Source organism: Sphingomonas sp. RB1R13 (assembly GCF_036663775.1).
In the GTDB taxonomy this organism is placed as follows: domain Bacteria; phylum Pseudomonadota; class Alphaproteobacteria; order Sphingomonadales; family Sphingomonadaceae; genus Sphingomicrobium.
Genome location: NZ_JAXOJM010000004.1, coordinates 304,284 through 323,134 on the forward strand (window position 1 = coordinate 304,284; position 18,851 = coordinate 323,134).

Annotated in this window: 19 protein-coding genes and 2 riboswitches; of the genes, 12 read left to right on the top strand and 7 right to left on the bottom strand. The window is 65.6% G+C overall.

Annotated elements, in window-relative coordinates:
- On the bottom strand, positions 1–966 hold the full coding sequence (gene ispH / locus U1700_RS13980; protein WP_332753292.1) for a 4-hydroxy-3-methylbut-2-enyl diphosphate reductase: 966 nt from the start codon (positions 964–966) through the stop codon (positions 1–3).
- 117 nt (positions 967–1,083) lie between these two features.
- Between ispH and U1700_RS13985 the strand changes: the two genes are divergently transcribed.
- Positions 1,084–1,728, top strand: a complete 645-nt coding sequence (locus tag U1700_RS13985; protein WP_332753293.1) for a hypothetical protein — start codon at positions 1,084–1,086, stop codon at positions 1,726–1,728.
- A gap of 30 nt (positions 1,729–1,758) precedes the next feature.
- On the opposite strand, the gene U1700_RS13990 is transcribed toward U1700_RS13985, so the two are convergent.
- The gene (locus U1700_RS13990; RefSeq protein WP_332753294.1) at positions 1,759–1,977 is read right to left on the bottom strand and encodes a hypothetical protein; all 219 of its coding nucleotides are present in this window, start codon (positions 1,975–1,977) and stop codon (positions 1,759–1,761) included.
- A 172-nt stretch (positions 1,978–2,149) separates the two neighbouring features.
- A riboswitch (glycine riboswitch) is annotated at positions 2,150–2,243 on the top strand.
- A gap of 1 nt (position 2,244) precedes the next feature.
- Positions 2,245–2,343: riboswitch (glycine riboswitch) on the top strand.
- Between the two features lie 83 nt (positions 2,344–2,426).
- Here U1700_RS13990 and gcvT point away from each other — a divergent pair.
- From gcvT to U1700_RS14020, 6 genes are read left to right on the top strand one after another with little or no spacing between them, the layout of a single operon-like run.
- Positions 2,427–3,545, top strand: coding sequence for a glycine cleavage system aminomethyltransferase GcvT (gcvT, locus tag U1700_RS13995; protein WP_332753295.1), 1,119 nt, complete (start codon positions 2,427–2,429; stop codon positions 3,543–3,545).
- Positions 3,546–3,547: 2 nt separating this feature from the next.
- On the top strand, positions 3,548–3,919 hold the full coding sequence (gene gcvH / locus U1700_RS14000; protein WP_332753296.1) for a glycine cleavage system protein GcvH: 372 nt from the start codon (positions 3,548–3,550) through the stop codon (positions 3,917–3,919).
- Positions 3,916–4,662, top strand: a complete 747-nt coding sequence (locus U1700_RS14005; protein ID WP_332753297.1) for a class I SAM-dependent methyltransferase — start codon at positions 3,916–3,918, stop codon at positions 4,660–4,662. Before gcvH ends, U1700_RS14005 begins: the two co-directional genes overlap by 4 nt.
- A 3-nt stretch (positions 4,663–4,665) precedes the next feature.
- Positions 4,666–6,021: an aminomethyl-transferring glycine dehydrogenase subunit GcvPA gene (gene gcvPA, locus U1700_RS14010; protein ID WP_332753298.1), complete on the top strand. Its 1,356-nt coding sequence runs from the start codon at positions 4,666–4,668 to the stop codon at positions 6,019–6,021.
- A complete protein-coding gene (gene gcvPB, locus U1700_RS14015) occupies positions 6,018–7,616 on the top strand; it encodes an aminomethyl-transferring glycine dehydrogenase subunit GcvPB (RefSeq protein ID WP_332753299.1) in 1,599 nt (532 codons plus the stop codon). Before gcvPA ends, gcvPB begins: the two co-directional genes overlap by 4 nt.
- Positions 7,613–8,239: a DUF938 domain-containing protein gene (locus U1700_RS14020; RefSeq protein ID WP_332753300.1), complete on the top strand. Its 627-nt coding sequence runs from the start codon at positions 7,613–7,615 to the stop codon at positions 8,237–8,239. The genes gcvPB and U1700_RS14020 overlap by 4 nt, the downstream gene beginning before the upstream one ends.
- Here U1700_RS14020 and U1700_RS14025 read toward each other — a convergent pair.
- Positions 8,174–8,806, bottom strand: coding sequence for a phosphatase PAP2 family protein (locus tag U1700_RS14025; protein ID WP_332753301.1), 633 nt, complete (start codon positions 8,804–8,806; stop codon positions 8,174–8,176). The two genes, U1700_RS14020 and U1700_RS14025, sit on opposite strands and share 66 nt — an antisense overlap.
- Positions 8,807–8,881: 75 nt before the next feature.
- On the opposite strand from U1700_RS14025, the gene U1700_RS14030 reads away from it, so the two are divergent.
- On the top strand, positions 8,882–9,289 hold the full coding sequence (locus U1700_RS14030; protein WP_332753302.1) for a PilZ domain-containing protein: 408 nt from the start codon (positions 8,882–8,884) through the stop codon (positions 9,287–9,289).
- Between the two features lie 7 nt (positions 9,290–9,296).
- Here U1700_RS14030 and U1700_RS14035 read toward each other — a convergent pair whose 3' ends face one another.
- A complete protein-coding gene (locus U1700_RS14035) occupies positions 9,297–9,938 on the bottom strand; it encodes a PilZ domain-containing protein (RefSeq protein WP_332753303.1) in 642 nt (213 codons plus the stop codon).
- A 293-nt stretch (positions 9,939–10,231) separates the two neighbouring features.
- Between U1700_RS14035 and U1700_RS14040 the strand changes: the two genes are divergently transcribed.
- From U1700_RS14040 to U1700_RS14055, 4 genes are all read left to right on the top strand, one after another.
- Positions 10,232–10,594 (top strand): hypothetical protein, encoded by a 363-nt coding sequence (locus U1700_RS14040; RefSeq protein WP_332753304.1) that lies wholly within the window; start codon positions 10,232–10,234, stop codon positions 10,592–10,594.
- A 109-nt stretch (positions 10,595–10,703) separates the two neighbouring features.
- On the top strand, positions 10,704–11,648 hold the full coding sequence (locus U1700_RS14045) for a retroviral-like aspartic protease family protein (RefSeq protein WP_332753305.1): 945 nt from the start codon (positions 10,704–10,706) through the stop codon (positions 11,646–11,648).
- Positions 11,649–11,708: 60 nt separating this feature from the next.
- Complete coding sequence (locus U1700_RS14050) at positions 11,709–12,086, top strand: MerR family transcriptional regulator (protein WP_332753306.1); 378 nt, start codon at positions 11,709–11,711, stop codon at positions 12,084–12,086.
- Positions 12,087–12,088: 2 nt separating this feature from the next.
- Positions 12,089–13,885, top strand: coding sequence for an acyl-CoA dehydrogenase C-terminal domain-containing protein (locus U1700_RS14055; RefSeq protein WP_332753307.1), 1,797 nt, complete (start codon positions 12,089–12,091; stop codon positions 13,883–13,885).
- Here U1700_RS14055 and U1700_RS14060 read toward each other — a convergent pair.
- The 3 genes from U1700_RS14060 to U1700_RS14070 form a co-directional block, all read right to left on the bottom strand.
- On the bottom strand, positions 13,882–16,512 hold the full coding sequence (locus U1700_RS14060; protein WP_332753308.1) for a putative bifunctional diguanylate cyclase/phosphodiesterase: 2,631 nt from the start codon (positions 16,510–16,512) through the stop codon (positions 13,882–13,884). The two genes, U1700_RS14055 and U1700_RS14060, sit on opposite strands and share 4 nt — an antisense overlap.
- Before the next feature lie 139 nt (positions 16,513–16,651).
- A complete protein-coding gene (gene cysK, locus U1700_RS14065) occupies positions 16,652–17,572 on the bottom strand; it encodes a cysteine synthase A (protein WP_332753309.1) in 921 nt (306 codons plus the stop codon).
- On the bottom strand, positions 17,569–18,831 hold the full coding sequence (locus tag U1700_RS14070) for an MFS transporter (RefSeq protein WP_332753310.1): 1,263 nt from the start codon (positions 18,829–18,831) through the stop codon (positions 17,569–17,571). Before U1700_RS14070 ends, cysK begins: the two co-directional genes overlap by 4 nt.
- Positions 18,832–18,851: the final 20 nt, after the last annotated feature.

Consider the following 18,851-nt stretch of genomic DNA (forward strand, 5'->3'; position numbering starts at 1 on the left):
TCAGCCGACCAGCTCGCGCGGCAGCTTGAACACCATATCCTCGGGCACATGCGCCATTTCGTGCTCATGGATGTCGAACCGCTCGGTTAGCGCATCGAGCACTTCGCGAACCAGCACTTCGGGAGCCGACGCACCGGCGGTCAGCCCGATCGTCGCCGGCGTACCGAGCCACTCCCAGTCGATCTCGCTCGCCCGCTGGATCAGTCGCGACGGCGTGCCGAGGCGCTCGGCGACTTCGGCCAGCCGCATCGAATTGCTGCTGTTCGGCGCGCCGATAACCAGCATTCGCTGGCACTGCACCGCGATCTGCTTGACCGCCGCCTGGCGATTCGACGTGGCGTAGCAAATATCCTCGCCGCGCGGGCCCTTGATGGTTGCAAAGCGCGCCTGGAGCGCTTCGACGATCTCTGCCGTGTCGTCGACCGACAGCGTAGTCTGGGTCAGGAACGCCAGATTATTCTCGTCAACGACGTTCAATGCCGCCACATCCTCGACGGTCTCGACCAACGTCATTGCGCCCGGTGGCACCTGGCCGAAGGTTCCGATCACTTCGGGATGCCCGGCATGACCGATGAACAATATGTGCCGCCCGGTCTCGATCAGCCGCGCCGCCTGGCGGTGGACCTTGCTGACCAGCGGGCAGGTCGCATCGAGATAGTCGAGCCCGCGTTCCTGCGCGGCGGCAGGAACCGCCTTGGGCACGCCGTGCGCCGAAAACACCACCGGGCGACCGTCGGGGACATCGTCGAGCTCGTCGACAAACACCGCACCCATCCCGGCCAGCCGGTCGACGACGAAGCGGTTATGGACGATTTCGTGGCGGACATAGACTGGCGGGCCATGCTGCTCGATGGCCAGTTCGACGATCTTGATCGCGCGGTCGACCCCGGCGCAGAAGCCGCGCGGTGCGGCAATCAGCACGTCGAGCGGCGGGCGGGCCGGGTTGAAGGAAGGGGTCTGGGACATTGTCCGGCGATGTAAGCGATTGCTTGCAGCCAGCCAAGGCGCTTCCTATGAACGCCATATTCTTATGACGCTCGGCCCACACCATGCCCGCGTTGCCTGTCCGAAGGAAAATGCCCCGTGAAGCTTCGCACCGCCGCCCTGATCGCCCTCGTCGCGTCGTCCGCGCTCGTTGCCGGATGCTCGCGCAAGGGACAGATTGCCGATGGCGGTGTCTACGTCACCCGCTCCTCCTGCCCGCTTGTCGGGATCGTGGCCGGGACGGGCGACGTCACCCTGTTTGATCCGGCAGGAAACATCGACGCCGCATCGATCGACGTTGCCGCGACCATGACCAACGTCCGCGCCACCTGCACCGACGACGGCACGACGGTAACCAGCGTCGCTAGCTATGATGTGGTCGCCACGCGGCGCGATCGCGGGGCTGCGCGCCAGGTCGTGCTGCCGACCTTCAACGTCGCGATGCAGGGCGGATCGACCGTCATTGCCAAGCAGGTCAGTGCCGTTGCGCTCGACTTTGCCGCTGGATCACAACGCGGCTCGGGCCGCGGCCAGGCCACGATCCGGGTGTCGAAATCGGCCGCGACGCTACCCGCCGACGTCACGCGCGAACTCACCCGCAATCGCAAGCCGGGCGAGATCGAGGCCGCGGTCGATCCCATGTCGAAGCCCGCCGTTCGCGCCGCCGTCGCACGCGCGACGTTCGAGCAATTGCTCGGCTTCCAGCTGTCCGACGCCCAGCTCCGCTATAACGCCACTCGCTAGGGCCGAGCGCCGGGCGAGGTACCGTCGCTGTTAGTGGCGGACCATCGCCGTGCGGGCCTTGTGCTTGTAGTAATAATGGCCGGCGGCACAGCCCGCCATGGCGCCCATGACGGCGTGATGGTGGGCATAATGACCTGCGACTCCGCCGGCCACCGCGCCGCGGATGCAGCCCTTGGCTTCGGCCGGACTTGCCGCCATCGCCAGCGACACGGGCAGCGTGGCCAGCGCAACAATCATCCTGATTCGCATAAGGGGTACTCCTGACATCGAGCCTCAATGCGGCCCGACGGCAAAACTCCTGTCCCCGGCGTTCGTTGCAGGCGAGGCGCGGAAGCGGCGAATGTTTGTCGCGGTCCCGATCGCGCGTTGACACCGCGCTGGGCCCTCGCCAAGGCTTGATCTGTCACCGACGTTCGCGCCGGAAGGCCGCGCGGGAGAGTTCGGGTCGCAAGCCTCGAACGCCGAAGGAGCAACCGCCCCCGGAATCTCTCAGGCACCAGGACCGCGCGGGTCTGACAGTCTGGAAAGTGTCTTCGCCGCGTCGGCGAAGGCCGCCGAAGGGGTAACTCGGGGCATCGCCCGCGGGGAAAGCTCTCAGGTCTTAGCGACAGACGGGGGTCCGAATTTTCAAGGCACCGCGAAGGCGTTGCCCTCGGACCCTTGGAGTTTGCGCCGTGGACGATCAAGCCACTTCCGTCATGCCAGAACCGGCTACCCTGCCGCTAGACGCGTGGCACCGTGCCCATGGCGCGCGCATGGTCGCGTTCGCGGGCTACGCCATGCCGGTCCAGTATGATGGCATCATCGCCGAGCATCTGTGGACCCGCACACATGCCGGGCTGTTCGACGTCAGCCACATGGGTCAGCTGATCGTCAGCGGTGCCGGGGTCGACAAGGCGCTCGAGACGCTGCTTCCGGGCGAGCTGATGCTGCTCAAGGACGGGCGCCTACGCTACTCGATGCTGCTCGACGATGCCGGCGGGATCATCGACGACCTGATGGCAACCCGCCGAGGCGACCACTTCTATGTGGTGGTCAACGGCGCGACCAAGGCTGGCGACATTCAGGAATTTGAGCGCCGCCTGCCACGCGGGATCGTGGTCGATCACATGAAAGAGCAGGCACTGCTCGCCCTTCAGGGTCCCGACGCAGTCGCCGTGCTCGACACGCTTGCACCGGGAATCGCCGATCTTTCCTTCATGCAGGGCGCCGCCTTCACGCTTGGCGGGCAGGCGGCGTGGATCAGCCGCTCGGGCTATACCGGCGAGGACGGCTTTGAAATCTCGATCCCGGCAACCGCCGCCACGGCCATCGCCGATCTCCTAACCGCCGACGACAGGATTCGCCCGATCGGGCTTGGCGCCCGCGACTCGCTCCGGCTCGAGGCGGGACTACCGCTCTACGGCCACGACCTCGACCGCGAGACAACTCCGATCATGGCCGGGCTCGGCTTTGCCATCGGCAAGCGCCGCCGCGCCGAGGGTGGCTTCGCCGGGGCAATGCGAATCCTCGCCGAGATCGAGAACGGCACCCCGCTGACCCGCGTCGGCTTCACGCTGGATGGTCGCCAGCCGGTCCGCGAAGGCGCCCGCGTCCTCGACGGCGAGGGCAATGAAGTCGGTCGGGTGACCTCGGGCGGCTTCTCGCCAAGCCGCTCGATGCCGATCGGCATGGCCTATGTGGCCACCGCGCTCGGCCAGCCCGGCGCCACCATCACCCTCGAACAACGCGGCAAGATCTTTCCCGCTACGGTCACCGCCGTGCCGTTCGTCCCTCACCGCTATCACCGCAAACCAATGCCAGTTCAGGGAGCCTGACGATGAGCCTCTATTTCACCAAGGATCATGAGTGGGTCCGCGTCGATGGCGACAGCGCCACGGTCGGCATTTCCGACCATGCCCAGGCCGCGCTCGGCGACATCGTCTTCGCTGAAATGCCCGAGGCCGGGCGCACGCTGGCGAAGGGTGACGAGGCGGCGGTCGTCGAATCGGTCAAGGCAGCCAGCGACGTCTATGCACCCGTCAGCGGCACCGTGACCGAGGCCAATGCCGCACTCGGCGATGACCCGGCGCTCGCCAACCGCGAGCCTGAGGAGGGCGGCTGGTTCTTCAAGCTGACCTTGTCCGACCCGTCCGAGCTAGACGGCCTGATGGACGAGACAGCCTACCGCGCGTGGTGCGAAACGCTGTGAGTGAAGATGCCGTCCAGCGTTGGGATGCCGAAGCATACGCCGAGCATGCGGCATTCGTGCCCGCGTTGGGCGGGGCCGTGCTGACGTTGCTGGCGCCCAAGCCGGGCGAGCGCATCCTGGACTTGGGCTGCGGCGACGGAGTGCTGACTCAACGGTTGGTAGACGCGGGCGCCATCGTCACCGGGTTCGATCCTGATCCCGGACTACTGGCGAAAACGGCGGCGCGCGGGATCGATGTCATCGCGGGAGATGGCCAGCGGCTTGTGTTTGACTCGGAGTATGACGCGGTCTTCTCCAACGCCGCACTGCACTGGATGCCGGACCATGACGCGGTGTTCGCCGGTGTTTACCGGGCGCTGATCCCGGGTGGGCGTTTCGCGGTCGAGTGCGGAGGATTTGGGAATATAGCCGCGATCCGCACGGCTATTCGGGCGGTCGCCAATCGGCACGGGGTTGATGCGCCCGACCAGCAATATTATCCGACCGTAACCGAAACCAAGGAACGACTGGCACGCGCCGGGTTCGATATCATTTCGTGCGACCTCGTCCCGCGCCCGACCCCGCTCGACAGCGGCATGGCGGCGTGGCTCGAAACATTTCGTCACGGATTCTTCGGCGGCGGCGGTGAGGCGATGATCGGCGAGGTCGTCGACTTGCTTCGCCCACAATTGTGCGACCGCGCCGGCAATTGGGTCGCCGACTATGTGCGGCTCCGCTTTCTTGCCACCAAGGCCAAGGGATAAACGATGCGTTATCTGCCGCTGAGCAATACCGACCGGGACCAAATGCTGGCCGTCATCGGTGCCGGTTCGATCGACGACCTGTTCGTCGATGTTCCCGCCGAGGCGCGGCTCGACGGGCCGATCCGGGACTTGCCGATGCATGCCTCCGAATTGTCGGTCGAGCGCCAGTTGGGCGCGATGGCGGCCAAGAATACGGTCGCGGGCGCAGTGCCCTTCTTCCTTGGCTGCGGCGCCTACAAGCACCACGTCCCGGCGTCGGTCGACCATATCATCCAGCGCGGCGAGTTTCTGACCGCCTATACCCCCTACCAACCCGAAATCGCGCAGGGCACGCTCCAGGTCCTGTTTGAATTCCAGACCCAGGTCGCACGGCTGCTCGGGTGCGAGGTCGCCAATGCCTCGATGTACGACGGTTCGACTGCCTGCTGGGAAGCGATCGGCATGGCGCGGCGGATCACGCGGCGGACGGGGGCAATTCTCTCCTCCGGTCTCCACCCGCATTATGTCTCGGTCGCCAGGACGATGGCCAGGTTCACCGGCGACATGCTCGATACCGCCGTTCCCACGTTCGATGGTACCGATACCGACCGCCTGATCGCGTCGATCAACAAGGACACCAGCTGCGTCGTCGTCCAATATCCCGATATTCTCGGCCGGATCGAAGACCTCACCCCGATCGCCGACGCCGCTCATGCCGCTGGCGCGCTGCTGGTCGCAGTGGTGACTGAGCCCGTCGCGCTCGGGCTGATCAAGGCGCCGGGCGAAATGGGCGCCGACATCGTCGTTGGCGAGGGCCAGTCGATCGGGGTCGGGCTGCAGTTCGGAGGGCCGTACGTCGGCCTGTTCGCGACGCGCGAAAAATATGTCCGGCAGATGCCCGGGCGGCTAGCTGGCGAGACGATCGATGCCGAGGGCAAGCGCGGCTTCGTGCTCACCCTGTCGACACGCGAGCAGCATATCCGCCGCGAGAAGGCGACGAGCAATATCTGCACCAATTCGGGCCTTTGCGCATTGGCGTTCAGTGTCCACATGACCCTACTTGGCGAAAAGGGCTTGCGGACCTTGGCACAAATCAATCACGCCCGCGCCGTCGAGGTTGCCGATCGCCTCGCCGCCATTCCCGGCGTGTCGCTCATTGGCGAGGCTTTCTTCAACGAGTTCACCCTCCGCCTTCCGGTTGAGGCGCGCCCCGCGGTCCGTGCGATGGTCGCGGCGGGAGTGCTCGGCGGTGTGTCGCTCGGGCGGCTGTATCCGGCTGAAGGCAGCCTGGCCAACGGGTTGGTGATCGCGGTGACCGAAACTGTCACCGACGAGGATATTGACGCGCTGGAAGCGGCGCTGAGGGAGGCAATGCAATGACCATCAACCCGTCGGGCTGGCGCCCGTCCGCTCCGAGCGACGTTCACGGCAACGCTCCCGCGACGACCACCGGCAACCGCGCCTTGATGCTGGAAGAAGCCTTGCTGTTCGAAATCGGCTCGCGGGATCAGACCGGGGTCGATTTCGCTAATGTCGAACGCGCCGGGACAGAGCGGATCGCCGGCCTTGCCCGCACCAGCCTCGACCTCCCCGGCCTCTCCGAACCCGAGACCGTGCGCCATTACACCCGCCTCAGCCGCCAGAATTACGCGATCGATCTCGGGCTGTTCCCGCTCGGATCGTGCACCATGAAGCACAACCCGCGCTTCAACGAGAAGATGGCGCGGCTGCCCGGATTTGCCGACATCCACCCGCTCCAGCCGCAAGAGACGGTTCAGGGTGCGCTCGAACTGATCGACACGCTCGCTCACTGGCTCATCACGCTGACCGGAATGTCCGCAGTCGCCATGTCGCCAAAGGCCGGTGCCCATGGCGAACTGTGCGGAATCCTCTCGATCCGCGCCGCGCTCGAGGCGCGCGGCGATGCGCGGTCGGTCGTGCTCGTCCCCGAATCAGCGCATGGCACCAACCCCGCGACCGCTGCCTTCGCCGGCTACAAGGTCGAGGATATCCCCGCGACCGCTGCCGGGCGGGTCGATCTCGAAGCGCTGAAAGCCCGCCTTGGGCCGGACGTCGCGGCAGTGATGATCACCAACCCCAATACGTGCGGCCTGTTCGAGCCCGACATGAAGGCAATCTCCGACGCGGTCCATGCCGCCGGTGCTTTCGTCTATTGCGACGGCGCCAACTTCAACGCGATCGTTGGCCGGGTCCGCCCCGGCGACCTCGGCGTCGATGCGATGCACATCAATCTCCACAAGACCTTCTCGACTCCCCACGGCGGCGGCGGCCCCGGATCGGGCCCGGTTGTCCTGTCGGAAGCCTTGACGCCGTTCGCCCCGCTGCCGTTCGTTGCGAAACAGGCCGATGGACGCTTCAAGCTGGTCGAGGAAGAACATGCCGCCGACGACCACCCCGACGCCTTCGGCCGGATGGTCGCCTTCCACGGCCAGATGGGAATGTTCAGCCGCGCCCTGTCATATATTCTGAGCCACGGCGCCGACGGCCTTCGCCAGGTCGCCGAGGATGCCGTGCTCAACGCCAACTATGTCCTGCGCAGCCTCGAAGATGTGCTCGACGCGCCCTTCGCTCCCTCGGGGCCATGCATGCATGAGGCGATCTTCTCCGACCATGGCTTTGCCGAGGGATTCACCACGATCGATGTCGCGAAAGCGCTGATCGACGAGGGGTTCCACCCGATGACGATGTACTTCCCGCTGGTCGTTCACGGCGCGATGCTGATCGAGCCGACCGAGACCGAGAGCAAGGCCAGCCTTGACCAGTTCATCGTCGCGCTCCGCTCGATCGCCATCCGCGCGAGGGCAGGGGACGAGGCACTGAAGGCCGCCCCGATCTACGCCCCGCGCCGCCGCCTCGACGAGACGCTTGCCGCGCGCAAGCCGATCCTTGCGTGGAAGACCCCGGCGCCCGATGGTGCCGACAGCGGCGAAGGGGCCGAATTGGGAGGACGATGAGCGACCGCTTCTACGAGAGCCCGAGCGACGAGCCGCGCCGCTCGGCCCCGGCGGCGCTTCGCAACGTCGGCCCGATCGGCGACGTGCTGGCCGAGTGGCTCCCGCCCACGGGGCTCATCCTCGAGCTGGCCAGTGGCACCGGCGAGCATGGGCTTGCCTATGCGGCCCGTTTCCCCGGGATCTTATGGCAGCCTTCGGACGTGGACCCCGCTGCGCTCGCGTCGATCGAGGCGTGGCGCGGGGCGGGGCCGACCAATTTGGGCGCTCCGCTGTCGATCGATGCCGCCTCCGCCGACTGGCCGATCGCCGCCGCCGATGCCGTCGTGGCCGTCAACATGGTCCACATCAGCCCGTGGGAAACTGCGCTCGGCCTGCTCGACGGCGCGGCGCGGATCCTGTCGCCGGGCGCACCGCTGATCCTCTACGGCCCGTGGATCGAGGAAGACGTCTCCACCGTCCCCTCCAACCAGGTCTTCGACCTGGACTTGCGCGCGCGCGATCCGCGCTGGGGACTTCGCAACCTCGCCGACTTCGCGCGCGAGGCCAAAGCTCGCGGCCTATTGCTTGACGATCGCCGGACCATGCCCGCCAACAATATCATGGTGAAGCTGGTCCGCCACTGACCGCTCTGCGATCGACCAGGCCAGCGTCAGCCACGCCGCCCCGATCGCCCAGCCCGCGACCACGTCGCTTGGCCAGTGCACCCCCAGCAGCGGCCGCGACGCACCGACAACCAGGCTTGCCAGCACTGCCGCCGCCATTGCCACCGGGCGATGCGCGGGCCGTACGAAAAACAGCGCCAGCGCCGGGAACACGATCATCGAATTGGCGGCATGCGCGCTGGGAAAACTGAGCGAATGGGTGACGACCGGATGCGGATCGAGCGCCGGGCGGGCGCGGTGCACCGCCAGCTTGATCGCCTCGACCAGCCCGCGCCCGACGATGACGATCCCCGCGAACCACGCCGCGTCTCGCCGATGCCCCCGAAAATAGAGCATCGCCGCGCCAATCACCAACAAGCTGATCGTCGCCGGCGCGCCCCCGACATAGTTGAGGAACAGTCCCGCCGCGGTCGGAAAGGGACCTGCCCCCCGCGCCGATATCCCGTCGCGGATCAGCGCGACGTCGATCGGATTGCCAATTCCGCCCCACATCCCGCACGCCACCGCGACCGCGATCAGAAGAGCCACAAAAATCAGTCGGATGGGCGAAATGATCATGGCGATCTTAAACGATGTTTTACCACTCGCCGCTAGTCCGGGCACATGGACGAAAGCAGCACGACCCAAAATCGCCGGTTTCGCAGGTCGAACGTGCTGCTCAGCGCGTCGATCGAGCTGTCGGGAGTTTCGCTCCCGGTCAAGCTTCGTAACCTCTCGTCCGAAGGCGCATTGATCGAAGGCGACAAGCTTCCGGTCGAGGGCGCCGAGGTGGTATTTCGCAAGGCCGAGCTTACCCTCGAAGGGCGAATCGCCTGGGTCGAAGGCAAGCGCGCCGGGCTCGCTTTTGCCGAGAAGCTCGACGCCGACCTGGTGCTTCGCCACATCCCGGCGCCGCGTCCGCGGGTCAAGCCGGACTTTCGCCGGCCAGCACTTCACACGCGCCAACTCAGCACAGAAGAGCTCAACATCGGCGATCGCTGGTCGCCGCGCTCGCCTTACATCGCCGACTGACCTGGGTTCAGCCGACCGCGCGAATGCCGCCGCGTTGTTCCTGCAACCAGTTGACCAGCTGCGGCAGCGCGATCAGCCGGTTGAAGGTTATCCCGCAAAATCCCTCGTCGACCCAGCGGATCACGCCCGGCACCGGGGCCAGGCCGGGCAGCGTCACGACGACATCACTGCCGCGCGGCAGGATGGTCAGCGATTCAACCTTGATTCCGCCCTGGCTGATGTCGCACGCGCGCATCCGGTAGGTCGTCGCGCCTTCGCGGACCGTGGTATAGGTTTCGACCTCGATCCGCGGCATGCGCGGTCGCGGCCCGTCCATCGACGCGGACAAGATCTCGATCACGTCGATCGTCTGGTCGAAGGTCACGCCGACGTTATATTCGCGAGCCCACGACACGACGCCCTTGATCGGCTGCCCACTCTTGAGCTCGACCGCCAGCTTCATGCCTTCGCGCATCGGGCAATACGCGCGGATCATCATCCCGCCGGCCGAAATATTCTTGATCAGGCACAGCTCGCGGCGCTGGTCGATGGTCACCGAACCAACCCGATACAGCGTCAGATGACGCTCACCCTCGCGGCGATCATCGGGCGCCGCCGGGGGAATTTCGGACAGGCTGTAGATGGTCGTCTCGACCGGCTGTTCGTCCACTGAGTCGCTCCCTGGCCGTCGTGACTGGTTCGTGAGCGACCCCATTGAGCTGCCCTGTGCTCAAGGAATAAGCTTCAGGGCGTTACTGATTGGTTAGGGTTCGCCCCACATTGGCGGGGCTTCGTGGCATCAAAGGATTGTAAAAGCGGGGTTTCAGCCTACCCAATCGATTGTAGGTGTCCAGCGCCTCCCGCCGCTGGTGGACAATGAAACATTCGGCGCGCCTCGCGTTTAGGGTCTTGCCCGGTCGCGCTGTCGCAGCGCGCCGGCCACGCACAACAGGAGATGTTGCCATGAACAATTTCACGCTGATCGCCGGCGCGATGATCGCCGCCAGCCTTGCTGCCGGGTCGGCCGCCGCCCAGTCTCGTGGCGGGACGGGGACCGATGCGCGCGGCATCGCGGTCGTCTCGGCTCCAGCGACCGCCCCGACCGGCGTCAACCAGGCGCTGACCATTGCGCCGGGCGCAACGGTCACCGTCAACCCCAACCAGTCGTCGGTATTCACCCCCGCTGCGGCCGTCGGCGACATGCCCCCGTGCACCAAGGCCGTGACCGATCGTTGCACCCAGACCTACGAGGGGCACGGCGCCAAAATGATGGCGCATCACAAGGCTCACCGCGCAATGCACAAGCGGATGCACAAGCAAAAATAGGGTGCGGCTGGCCGGGGGGAGGGCGCTTGCCCGGCACGCTTGCCGCGTGGCGCGGACAAGCGTAATCTTGCGGCCGGGCCCAAGCCCTCGGCCCGCGAAAGGCCGTGCCATGCGCTCGATCCGCCTGACCGTCTTGCTTCCGCTGATAATGGCCGCCGCTCCGCCGCCGGGCCCCGTACTGCCACCGCCAGCGACCCCGGCGGACCAGGCGCACGATCTTCGCATTGCCAATGACGCCAATAACCGGATGACCGTCGCGGTCCGGGTTGGCACCAAAGGCCCCTATCATTTTCTTGTCGACACCGGTGCCGAGCGAACCATCATCTCGCGTCAACTGGCCCAGCGTCTGTCGCTGCCACCCGGACCGCTGACCCGAATCCAGAGCGTCGCAGGCCCGAGCATTGTCGCCACGGTCGATATCGGCGAGATTGAAGTCGCGACCCGCCGTTTCTCGGTCGTCGCCGCGCCGACGCTCGAGACCGAGCATATCGGTGCCGACGGGTTGCTTGGCGTCGACAGCCTGGTCGCATCGCGCGTGCTGTTCGACTTTCGCCGCGGGATCATGGGGGTCAGCCCGTCGCGCGCCGCCGATTTTCCGGCCGAGAGCGGGACGATCGTGGTCGAGGCGCGGCGCCGTCACGGCCGCCTGATGTTCACCCATGCAACGGTCGACGGCTCGCCGACGACGGTCGTGATCGACACCGGTAGCCAGGTGACGATCGGCAATGGCGCCCTTCGCCGCCGCCTGCTCGGCAATCGTGCTTCGGGTCAACCGATCGAGCTGCTGACCGTTGCCGGCGAGAAGGTGCAGGCCGAGCTGTACCGTATCGCGTCGCTCAACCTCGACGGGGTCGAATTGCAGCATCTGTATATCGCCTTCACCGATTCGCCGGTGTTCGGCCAGCTTGAGCTTGGCGATCGTCCAGCGCTGCTGCTGGGAATGAATGCTCTGCGCGGCTTCGACAAGGTGTCGATCGACTTCGCCACGCGCCGCGTTCGTTTCCTGCTGCCGGGAAGCAGCTTGGCCGCCGAACCACGGCTCGCCTCGCGCTGACAGCAGCGGACCATCGCACTTGAACTTGACGTTCGCGTAAAGGGCAGGTAGCACGTCGCCATGCTTCAGGAACGACTCTTCTCGATCGGCCAGATGTGCGAGCAGTTCGGCGTTACCGCCCGTGCGCTCCGCTTCTACGAGGATGAAGAGCTCATCTCGCCCGAACGGCGCGGGCTCCAGCGGCTTTATTCCGAACGCGACCGTGCCCGCCTCGCCTGGATCCTGCGCGGCAAGAGCGTCGGGTTCAGCCTCGCGACGATCCGCGAGATGATCGACCTCTACGATGTTGGCGACCAGCGCGAGACCCAGCGGCTCGTGACCCTCGAACGCTGCCGCGAACGGGTGGCCGCGCTCGAACGCCAGCGCCACGACATCGACGCCACGCTCACCGAACTCCACGAATTCATCGCCCTGGTCTCCGGCCAACCGAAGGACTGATCATGCCCAGTTACACCGCCCCCGTCCGCGACACGCGCTTCCTGCTCGACCATGTCGTCGGCCTTGCCAATCACTCCAACCTGCCGGGTTTCGAGAACGCGACGAGCGATCTTGTCGAGGCGATCCTGACCGAGGGCGGCCGCTTCGCCAGCGAAGTCCTCGCCCCGCTCAACCGCGTCGGTGACGAAGAAGGCTGTACCCGCCATCCCGACGGCAGTGTCACGACCCCGACCGGCTTCAAGGATGCTTACAAGCAGTTTTGCGACGGCGGCTGGACCACGCTGTCAGCCCCCGAGGAATTCGGCGGGCAGGGGCTGCCCCACGTCATTTCGACCGCGATCAGCGAATATGTCCTGTCGGCCAACCAGGCGTTCGAAATGTACCACGGCCTGACCGCCGGCGCGATCGCCTCGATCCTGACCAAGGGCACTGACGCGCAAAAGGCGACCTATCTCCCCAACATGGTGGCGGGCACCTGGACCGGCACGATGAACCTGACTGAACCGCATTGCGGCACCGATCTTGGGCTCATCAAGACCAAGGCCGATCCCAATCCCGACGGCAGCTATGCGATCAGCGGGCAGAAGATTTTCATCTCGTCGGGCGAGCACGACATGTCGGACAACATCATCCACCTCGTGCTGGCCAAGATTGCCGGCGCACCCGATACGGTGAAGGGCATTTCGCTGTTCATCGTGCCCAAGTTCATGGTCAATGACGACGGTTCGCTGGGGCAGAAGAACAGCCTGTCGTGCGGCTCGATCGAGCACAAGATGGGCATCCACGGCAATTCGACTTGCGTCATGAACTATGACGGCGCCACCGGCTTCCTGGTCGGCGAGCCCGAAAAGGGACTTGCCGCGATGTTCATCATGATGAACGCGGCCCGCCTCGGCGTTGGCCTGCAGGGCCTTGCCCAGGGCGAAGTCGCCTATCAGAACGCGGTTGCCTACGCCAAGGACCGCCGCCAGGGCCGCGCCTTGCTGCCCGACAAGCGCGACCCGAATGCCAAGGCCGATACCTTGTTCGTCCACCCCGACGTCCGCCGCATGCTGATGGAGGCGAAAGCCTTCAACGAGAGCGCGCGCGCCTTCGTTCTGTGGGGCGCGCTCCAGGTCGATCTCGCCCACAAGGCCGCGACCGAGGACGAGCGTCAGTCGGCCGACGACCTCATCTCGCTGCTCACTCCGGTGATCAAGGGCTACCTCACCGACCGTGGGTTCGAAGTTGCGGTCAACATGCAGCAGGTGTTCGGCGGCCACGGCTATATCCGCGAATGGGGCATGGACCAGTTCGTTCGCGACGCCCGTATAGCGCAGATCTACGAAGGCACGAACGGGGTCCAGGCGATGGATCTCGTCGGGCGCAAGCTGGCCCAGAATGGCGGCCGCGCGATCCGCGCCTATTTCGAATTGCTCAGCCGTGACATTGCGGAGGCCAAGGCCGCGGGCGATCCCGCCGGGGTTGCCGAGCCGCTCGAAAAAGCCCTTGGCCAGCTTCAGGCCGCGACCATGTGGTTTGCCCAGAACGGCATGGCCAACCCCGAGAATATCGGCGCCGGCGCTTATGCCTATATGCAGCTGATGGGTATGGTCACCCTTGGCTGGATGTGGCTCAAGATCGCCGCCGCCAGCGACAAGCTCAAGGGCGACGTCAGCGAGGATCGCGGCTTCCATGAGGCCAAGATCGTCACCGCACGCTTCTATGCGACCCGCGAGCTGGCCGGTGCTTCAGCCCTCCGCCGCAAGGTCGAGGCCGGTGCCGAGACGCTGATGGCGCTGCCGATGGAGGCGTTTTAGCCCGCCTTGCGCGTTGCCGACGCGTGCCAGCCAGTGCTTTTCGGCTGGCCGTTGTCGACCGCCTTGGGCGCCAGTCGGCTCAGGTCGAACTGTTCGGTGAACTGCACTCCGAACTGACCGGCCTGGGCCCAGCGCACCGTGCCGACGACGGGTCCGACCCCGACAATATCGATTGTTAGCGTCTGCCCCGGAGTCGCCGGCAGCAGCGTTTCAACCAGCGCGCCCATGATCGAGATGTTTCGCAGCTTGATCTCGGTCCGGACCCCGCCGATCGAGGCGACCGCGCGGCGCATCAGCCGGTGGCGTGGTTCTCGCGTGCAGTCATAGCCATCGGCCTCGACCCGCGTCGAATTGGCCACCGCGCGCGCTTCTTCCCAGCCGACCGGCTTGCCAAAGATATAGCCCTGGACCTGGCTGACCCCCAATTCGCGGATCAACTGAAGATCGTCGTGAGTCTCGACCCCCTCTGCGGTGGTATCCATGTCCAGGCTCTCGGCCAGCGTCACGATCGCGCGGATGATCGCCCCGTTGCGATTGACGCTCGACGCCGCCCCGCGAACGAAACTCTGGTCGATCTTGATCTTGTCGAATGGCGCTTTCTTCAGATAGCGCATCGATGAATAGCCCGTCCCGAAATCGTCGAGCGCCAGCCGCACACCCAGTTTCTTGAGCTTGGCGAACGTCTCGTCGGTGGCATCGCTTTCGGCCAGGAATACGCCCTCGGTCAGCTCGAGCTCGAGCCGCTCGGCGCGAACCCCCGATTTTCTCAGCGCGACCGCAACGACATCGATAATTCCCGGATCGTTGAACTGGATCGGCGACAGGTTGACTGCGATGCGCACATGGTCGGGCCAGTTGGCGGCCTCCATCAGCGCAGTTTCCAGCACCCACTGCCCGATCTTGCTGATCATCCCGCATTCCTCGGCAAGCTCTATGAACTTGTCGGGCGAGATTGCCCCGCGAGTCGGATGCTTCCACCGCAGCAGCGCTTCGAAGCCGCACACTTCCTCGCCTGCGGTGCGCACGATCGGCTGGTAGGCGACCCACATCTCGTCGCGATCGAGCGCCTGGCGAAGGTCGTTTTCCAGCGCCTGGCGTTCGGCCGCATCGCTGTGCATCGCGGCTTCGTAGAACATGTGCTTGCCGCGCCCGGCGGCCTTGGCGGCGTAAAGCGCCAGGTCCGAATTGCGCACCATGCTGTCGGCGCAGCTCCGCCCCGGATCGCCGATCGCAATCCCGACCGAAGCGCCGATCGTCACGCGATTGCCCTCGATCATGTAAGGCCGAGATATCTGCTCGATCAGCGTGCGCGCGAGCGACTCGAGCAGGCCGACATCGACCATGCCCGGCAGCACCGCCTTGAATTCGTCACCGCCCAGCCGGCCGACCTTGCCATGGTCGCCCATCACGCTGGTCAGCCGCTGGCCTACCTGGCGGAGCAGCGCATCGCCGACCGGATGGCCCAGCGTGTCGTTGACATTCTTGAACCGGTCGAGGTCGATCAGGAACAGCGCACAGCCCTTCTGTCGGCTCGCGGCGTTGCGCAACGCCTCGTCGAGCGTCTGCCGCATCAGCGCCCGATTGGGCAGGCCGGTGAGCGAATCATACCGCGCCAGGCGGCTGATTTCCTGCTCCGACCGGCGCTGCTCGGTCAAATCGGTGCCGATCCCGCGAAAGCCATAGAATCGGCCATGCTCGTCGAAAATCGGATTGCCCGACAGCGACCAGTGAATATCCTCGTCACTCGCCGCGCGGACCACCACGTCGGAGAATGGAAAGCGTGCCGACAGGTGGAATCCAAGCGTCCGTTCCTCGCGCACCGGCCCCTCGCTGGTGCTGACCCCGACCGACAGCAGGTCGGTGAACTGGCGCCCAAGCATCTGCGCCGCCGTACATTTGAAATCGTCCGCCAACTGCTGCGACACATAGGACAGTGTCCCTTGCGCATTGGTCTCCCAGAACCAGCCGCGCCCGCTATTCTCGAACTCGGTGACGAAGCGAAGCGCCTTTTGCGCGTCGGCGTCGAGCTGCAACCTGCGTCGTGCCCCGGCGATCATCGTCCGCGCGCCCGCCACCGAATAGGCGACGATCACCAACGACAGCGCTGCAATCCCCAGCACGAAATTGCCGCGCTCGCTGACGACTGCGCTCGCCGTCGTCCCGACAAAGCCACACAGCACCGTGATCGCCGGCGATTCGATCGCGACGATCGCGGTGACGGTCACTCCGGCGCCGATCATCAAGGGCAGCAATCCCGACGCCACCAGCGCGGGGTTGCCCGCACCACTGTGGCTTAGCCACGCCCATTGCGCACTGACCAGGATGACATAGGCACACACCAGCCGGGTGACGACGTGGGGCGAGAGCCTGACCTGCGCGCGAAATCGGATCGCCGCCGCCGCAACAAGGTCGAGCGCCATCGCCACGCACAGTGCGCCGGCCACCGCGCGCGCCACGACCAGGTCGCCACGCATGATCGAATTGATGAACAGTGCCACCGCGCACAGCAAGTGCATCGCGCCAAGCAGCAGCGGGACATGGTAAAGCTGCGCAACGCGCTGTTCGGCCAGCATTTCGTCCTGCGCGCTGTCCTTGGGGGACACGTCGAAGGACAGGGCTTCGGCCACGCTTGCGCTGCGGCCGGCCTCAATCCCTTCTACTGCACTCGCGAATCTCGCCTGACGCATGACTGGTCCACTTTCGCGGACCTTGTTAGCGGCGGTAAGTTAACAATATTTCCATTTCGGCGGGTAAATTTAGCCTTAGCTATTCGGGCAGGAAATCGGGCACCGAGAGATAGCGCTCGCCCGTGTCATAGTTGAACGTCAGGATGCGCGGATGGTCGCCCAGCTCGGCCAGCTTCTGGTCAATTGCCGCCAGGCTCGCGCCCGACGAAATCCCGACCAGCACGCCCTCCTCGCGCGCCGATCGCCGGGCCCATTCCTTGGCATCTTCGGGCGCGACCAGGATCACGCCGTCAATCGCGGCCATGTCGAGGTTGGTCGGGACGAACCCCGCGCCAATCCCCTGGATCGGGTGCGGGGCCGGGTCGCCACCTGAAATCACCGGCGACAGCGTCGGCTCGACCGCGAACACCTTGAGGCCCGGCCACGCCTTCTTGAGGATGTGCGACACCCCCGTGAGATGCCCGCCGGTGCCGACCCCGGTAATGATCGCGTCGATCGGCGAGTCCTTGAAATCGGCCAGGATTTCCTGTGCCGTCGTCGTTTCGTGGATCGTGATGTTGGCGGGATTGTCGAATTGCGCCGGCATCCATGAATTGGGTGTCTGGCCGACCAGCTCCTCGGCGCGGGCGATCGCGCCCTTCATGCCCTTTTCGCGCGGCGTCAGGTCGAAGGTCGCGCCATAGGCCAGCATCAACCGCCGCCGCTCCAGGCTCATGCTTTCGGGCATGACCAGCACCAGCTTGTAGCCCTTGACCGCGGCGACCATCGCCAGTCCGATCCCGGTATTGCCCGATGTCGGCTCGATGATCGTGCCGCCCGGCTGCAGCTTGCCGCTCGTCTCGGCGTCCTCGATCATCGCCAGCGCGATGCGGTCCTTGATCGATGCGCCCGGATTGGATCGCTCGTTCTTCGACCACACTTCGGCGCGCCCGCCGAACAGTCGGTTGACGCGCACGTGCGGGGTGTTGCCGATCGTGTCGAGGATCGAATTGGCCTTCATGTCGCGGGCTCCTGGGGTTTGGTCGAGGGGCTTAGATCGGGTGGGTCGAAACTCTTGGCAAGGCGCAACTCTGGAAATTTCCACGCCCACAGCGCGACCACCACGATCGCCCCGATACCCCCGGCGACGACGGCTGTCACCGGCCCGATCAAAGCGGCGAGGAAACCGCTCTCGGCCTCGCCCAGCTCATTCGATGCGCTGATGAACAGCGAGCTGACCGCCCCGACCCGCCCGCGCTTGTCGTCGGGGGTGTGGAGCTGGATCAGCGACTGGCGAATATTGACCGAGAACATGTCCGCCGCGCCCAGTACCGCCAGCGCGACCAGGCTCAGCGCCATCGACGTCGACAGGCCGAACACGACCGTTGCCGTCCCGAACAGCGCCACCGCCCACAGCATCTTGGCGCCGACATTGGTCTTCATCGGCCGGAACGAGAACCATATCGCGGTCAGCGTCGCGCCCACCGCAGGGGCCGCCCGAAGGTTGCCAAAACCCTCGGGCCCGGCATGAAGCACGTCGCGCGCATAAACCGGCAGCATCGCCGTCGCCCCGCCCAGCAGCACCGCGAACAGGTCCAGGCTGATCGCGCCGAGCACCAGCCGGTTGGTCCGCACATAGCGGATCCCCTCGGTCGTCCGCCGCCAGAAACTTATGCTCGTATCGACCAGCGGCCGCGCCACCGCCGGAATCCCGAAGGTCGCCACCGCTGCGATCCCGAACAGGACCGCGCTCACCGAATAGGGCAGGCTCGGCCCGATCGCGTAAAGATAACCGCCCAGCGCCGGGCCGATGATCGACCCCGACTGCCACGAGATTGACGACAGCGCGATCGCCTGCGGCAATATCTCGCGCGGCACCAAATTGGGCGCCAGCGCCTGGAACGCCGGCCCCGAAAAGCTCCGCGCCACCCCCAGCAGCGCCGCCACCACATACAGTGCGGTCAGCGTCGTCGTGCCGTGCCACGCATACCAGCCAAGCGCGGCGGCACAGCCCAACTCGAGCAATATCGTCCCCCGCCCGACCCAGCGCCGGTCGAAATGGTCGGCGGCATAGCCCGACAGCGGGACCAGCAGGAACAACGGCGCGAACTGCACCACCCCGATGATCCCCAGCCGCAGCGCCGCCTCGTTGAGCGGCATCGTCCGACGGGCAATATCATAGACTTGCCAGCCGATGACGACGACCATCGCCAGCTGGGCAATGGTCGATGTCCAACGCGCCAGCCAATAAGCGCGAAATGCGGGGATTCTGAGAGGCAACGGGATCCAATTCACCTTGT